This window comes from Streptomyces sp. ADMS (assembly GCF_033441795.1).
GTDB lineage: Bacteria > Actinomycetota > Actinomycetes > Streptomycetales > Streptomycetaceae > Streptomyces.
Window position 1 is genome coordinate 1 of sequence record NZ_JAVFVX010000566.1, and the last position, 275, is coordinate 275.

1 protein-coding gene is annotated in these 275 nt (G+C 65.8%); it reads left to right on the plus strand.

Going from position 1 to position 275, the window contains the following annotated elements:
* Nucleotides 1–41 precede the first annotated feature (41 nt).
* Nucleotides 42–275, plus strand: a 234-nt coding sequence (locus RB628_RS42020) for a phosphopantetheine-binding protein (RefSeq protein ID WP_318325840.1), incomplete at its 3' end; no start/stop codon positions are given.

Consider the following 275-nt stretch of genomic DNA (forward strand, 5'->3'; position numbering starts at 1 on the left):
CCACCCCCGTCGGACCCGAACAACTCGCCGAACTCCGCACGTTGAACGAGATCGTCGGCTTCATGCTCAATCTGCACGGTGGTTCGGGCGCGCCGGACACAACTCCGGATGTTGCCAAGGCTGGTGCGGCCGTCGCCGTCGACGGTGATGCCGTGCGCGGTGCCCTTCTCGCCGTCGTGGCGGCCAAGACCGGCTACCCGGCAGAGATGCTGGACCTCGGCATGGACGTCGAGGCCGACCTCGGCATCGACTCCATCAAACGCGTCGAAATCATG